The 4288-nt window shown below is 63.3% G+C and carries 5 protein-coding genes; 3 read left to right on the top strand and 2 right to left on the bottom strand.

Going from position 1 to position 4288, the window contains the following annotated elements:
• The first annotated feature begins 164 nt into the window (after positions 1 to 164).
• Positions 165 to 482, top strand: a complete 318-nt coding sequence (locus ABNU97_RS17330) for a DUF1244 domain-containing protein (protein WP_348767916.1) — start codon at positions 165 to 167, stop codon at positions 480 to 482.
• Positions 483 to 507: 25 nt separating this feature from the next.
• Here the strand turns inward: ABNU97_RS17330 and ABNU97_RS17325 are convergent, their stop codons facing one another.
• Both ABNU97_RS17325 and ABNU97_RS17320 read right to left on the bottom strand, forming a co-directional pair.
• Entirely contained in the window at positions 508 to 1323 is an 816-nt protein-coding gene (locus tag ABNU97_RS17325; protein WP_348767915.1) for a GGDEF domain-containing protein, read from the bottom strand.
• A 289-nt stretch (positions 1324 to 1612) separates the two neighbouring features.
• Positions 1613 to 2269, bottom strand: a complete 657-nt coding sequence (locus ABNU97_RS17320; protein WP_348767914.1) for a YoaK family protein — start codon at positions 2267 to 2269, stop codon at positions 1613 to 1615.
• Between the two features lie 354 nt (positions 2270 to 2623).
• On the opposite strand from ABNU97_RS17320, the gene ABNU97_RS17315 reads away from it, so the two are divergent.
• Complete coding sequence (locus ABNU97_RS17315) at positions 2624 to 3187, top strand: manganese efflux pump MntP family protein (RefSeq protein ID WP_348767913.1); 564 nt, start codon at positions 2624 to 2626, stop codon at positions 3185 to 3187.
• A 291-nt stretch (positions 3188 to 3478) separates the two neighbouring features.
• Positions 3479 to 4288: DUF72 domain-containing protein (locus tag ABNU97_RS17310; protein WP_348767912.1), on the top strand; the 810-nt coding region annotated here is incomplete at its 3' end.

The raw sequence follows: 4288 nt of genomic DNA, 5'->3' as shown, positions 1-4288 counted from the left end.
AGGCTGTGCGCCGGAATCGGTGCGGGCGCTGGCTGATGCCATCCAGTCGCTGGCCACCCGCGGCCGCGATCGCAGCTAGCGGCTTCTATACTGATACCTGCTGCGCTCGGCCGCCGATCCGGCACGGGCGTATACCGAATTCATTTATTTGAACGAGCATTGCCATGGACGAACAGACCCGTATCGAAGCCGAAGCCGCCGCTTTTCGTGGCCTGGTCAAGCATCTGCAAGCCAGGACCGACGTGCAGAACATCGATCTGATGAATCTGGCGGGCTTCTGTCGTAACTGCCTGTCGAAATGGTATCGCGCCGAGGCCGAGCTTCGCGGCGCTTCGATCAGCGATGCCGAGGCGCGTGAACATGTTTATGGCATGCCGTATGCCGACTACAAGCAGCAATACCAGACGCCGGCGACCGAGGAACAGAAAGCGCAGTTCACGGCCGGCGAAGACGGCCACGCCGACACCCGCGCAGGTAACTAGCGCCGGTTAGCAATCTCGCAGCGCTTTATGCCGCGGGTGCCAGATGAATCCTGTTACGGCCCGCATTCTTGGCTTCATAGACCGCCTGATCGGCGTGGTCGATGAGCGTGGTGATCTGGCTGTTGCGGGCGTTGTCGGCCGTGGCCACGCCGATGCTCAGCGTGATGTAGAGCGTGTGCTCACCGACGGTGATCGGGGTACGCTGGATATGTTCGCGCAGGGCTTCGGCGATATCGCGTGCCTCGGCCGGCGGCGTGTTGTAAAGCAGGCCCGCAAATTCTTCGCCGCCGAAGCGGTACAACAGGCCACGTGCCGACAGCTGCCCGTCGATCGCCTCGGCCACGCGGCAGAGAATGATGTCTCCGATGCGATGGCCGTAGGTATCGTTCACGCGTTTGAAATGGTCGATGTCGATGAAAAGCAGGGCCACGGCGGTATCGGTCTGCAACTGCTGGACGGCGGCTTCGAACAGCGCACGCCGGTTGGGTAGATCGGTCAGTTCGTCGGTGCGTGCGAGTCGATACAACGCGTGTTCGGCTTCGTCGAGACGTTTGATCAGCGACAGCAGCGCGACCATCATCGCGGGCATGATCGTGAGGGAACAGGCAAGCGCGATCAGATAGCCGATCGCGCCGTGCCGCAGGCCGGCCAGTTCCAGGCTGACGCCGGTGACCGCAAAGGCAATAAGGGTCGAGGCGAACGTGAAGATGGCCGTGCCTTTCCAGACGCCGACGCGGCGTACGAACGAGCGTAGCCGCCCCGACGGCGCGTGCTGATGCGAAACGAGGCGGCGGCCCGGCCGCGAATGTGCCGGCGAGCGATTACGACAAGGTGCAAACACGGTCATTCATAAGGTATGGAACGACGCCCGGCTGATACGGGCTTCTATCGGCTTAGAACTCGCCTAGCTTGAAAGTGGCACTGATTAAAGTGGCACTGATTATCGTGCCAACGTCGCGCGAATGCTAGGGAAAATCGTACCAAATCCTTTGGGTTGCGCTGAGTGGGCGCCGATTACGGTTGGCCGCAAACGCGCCGCCACGGCGCCCGCAGCTTGACCTGCCCCTGAGCAGTCGCTGCGCCTTGTAGTTCCCTGGCAGCGACCTCGAAGTCGAGCCGCAAGGCGTTGATCAGAGCTTCGGTTTTGCGTCGGCACCGATATAGCGGTGCGCCGCGACGCCGAGTGCAGCCGCGGCCAGAGCGGCGAACCACAGGCCGTCCAGGCCGATACGGTTATAGACGGCCGCCCCGACCAGCGTGCCGACCACCAGGCCAAGCCATAGCAGCAGGTACCAGGCCCATGCGAAACGATCGCCCTGGCCGAGCAGGGCCGAGGTCACGCGCTGGCCAAGCTTGACCAGCGTACCCGTCATATAGGTCAGCCCGATGGTGACTTCGCCATTGCGTTCGAACACGGTGTTCTCTGCCCCCATGGCCAGGGCCATGAACATGACCGCCAGCGAGCTCATGCCGGCGTCGTTAAAGATCGCGGCCGCACACAGCAGCACCGTTACGAGCGCGACCACGGCGCTCGGGCGGCGACTGCGCGCGACCTGGCCGGTGAGCGTGCCCAGCACCACGCCGGCCACGAACAGGCCGATCAGCATCGCCGGCAGGGCGGCCTTCGACCAGGCGCTTTCCAGCCCCACGCCCAGGCGAGTGGAATTCCCGCTCATGAACGACACGAAGTAGCCGCCCAGCGCGATGAAGCCCATAGCATCGACATAGCCCGACAGCGACGTCAGGCCGGCAGCAATCACACGTTCGCGGCGGCGGTAGCTGATCACGTTGGCAGGTACGTTGGCGACGACAGGCCGCCGATTTTGCGGTGTCCACCATACGAGCACAACATCGCCGCGAGTGCCGGGCGCCTGTCCGGCCTGCCCGGCCCGCCCGTTGGCGCCGGCTGCGCAGCTCACACAGCCACAGGGCCAGCCGGGCGACCGCCATGCCTCCGGCTGATCAGCCCAGGGTCAACTCGATAGGGTGCAAACACATGAAAATGGGTGGATTATCCTGTTCGCTTGCCGGGTTTGAGCATGGGCTGAATATCTGGGTATAGCGCAAATTATTGTTTTTAATCGGTTTTGAGCTAGTCTGACGTCCCGATTGCACAGCCGTTCGAAACAGCGGGATCGCTGATGTCACTCCTTACGTCATTTTCGCTGGGGCTGAGCCTGTCGATGGATGCCTTTGCTGCGTCCGTGACTCAGGGCGCGCTTCAACGGCGCACCCCGGTTGCCGAAGCGGTACGCGTCGCGTTCTATTTCGGTGCCCTCGAGGCGTTGTTGCCGCTGATCGGCTGGACGCTGGGCCTGGTGCTGGGATCGGTCATCGCAGCGGTCGACCACTGGATTGCGTTCGTCTTGTTGCTGGGTATCGGCACGAAGATGATCTATGAGGCGGTCCGTCCGGATACGAAAAGCGCGCCGGACGAACCTGCCAGTGGCGGCCGCATGCTGCTATTGGCCCTGGGAACGAGTATCGATGCCGCAGCGGTCGGCATGCCGTTGTTGGTGCTCGGCGTGCCGATCCTGCCTGCTGTGTTCATTATCGGCGCCACCACATTTGCGATGACCTGCCTGGGCTTCATGCTCGGCGGCCTTGCCGGCAAACGTGTGCCACGCTATGCGGAAGGCGTCGGCGGCTTCGTGCTGATCGGTATTGGCACGGCGATACTGTTCGAGCATATCGGTCTGCTCTAGCGCCTGTTAACGCTAACGCCAATCGTCGCGTTGCCTTGCGCAAATTCGCCCGGCAAGGCGCGAGCAGAGATGCTGGGTGAGCCAAATGAACGACGCGCAACGCTGCATGGTGGATTTCGGGACGCAACCCGTCGGCACGCGGATCCCCTGCGTAACTATTCGAGGCGCGCAGTCCGGCATTGCCGCTGGCTCATGTCGCAAACCGACAGCACGCCCGCGACGTATTGTCTTGCACAAAAATGGTTCGCGGCGCGGCGATTTCGCTCGCGTCGACAGGCCCTTGGCTGGGCCGTGACAGAGCAACCGAACGCCACCATCCGTGCCGGCATCGGCGGCTGGACCTACAAGCCCTGGCGGGGAACGTTTTACCCGGACGCTCTTGCCCAGAAAAACGAGCTTGCCTATGCGGCGGAAAAGCTCGCGACGATCGAAGTCAACGGCACCTACTACCGCACCCAGCAGCCCGCCACCTTCGCACGCTGGGCAGAGGCCGTGCCCGACGGCTTCGCGTTCTCGCTCAAGGCGCCGCGCTATGTGGTCAACCGCAAGCGCCTGGACGAGGCCGGTGAGGGCATTGCCCGGTTCGTGAACTCGGGGCTGTCCGCGCTGGGTGATCGGCTTGGTCCGATTCTGTGGCAGCTGCCGCCGACCAAGACCTTCCAGGCCGAGGAATTCGCCGCCTTTCTCGATCTGCTTCCGGCGACGGTCGACGGGCTCGCTCTACGTCATGCCGTCGAGCTGCGCCACGACAGTTTTGCCTGTGCCGATGCGGTGAATCTCTGCCGCGAGGCGAGGGTGGCGATCGTCTATGCCGATAGCGACGACTATCCGGCCATCGCCGATCCCACCGCGGATTTCGTCTATGCGCGTCTGCAGCGTGGCGACAACGCAATCGAAACCGGCTACTCGGCCGAGGCACTTGAGGCCTGGTCAGCCCGTTTGCGTAGCTGGGCGCACGGCCATTTGCCCGAGGATCTGCCCTGTGTCGTCCCCGCCCCGCATGCCGACCACGACCCTCAGCCGCGCGATGTCTTTGCCTATTTCATCCGCGGAGGCAAGGTTCGTGCGCCACAGGCCGCGATGGCCCTGCAGCAGCGCGTC

The sequence above is a fragment of the uncultured Salinisphaera sp. genome (assembly GCF_964012375.1).
Taxonomy (GTDB): Bacteria; Pseudomonadota; Gammaproteobacteria; order Nevskiales; family Salinisphaeraceae; genus Salinisphaera.
The sequence above is the reverse complement of the archived record's forward strand: the minus strand, read 5'-3'. Positions and strand labels throughout refer to the sequence as shown.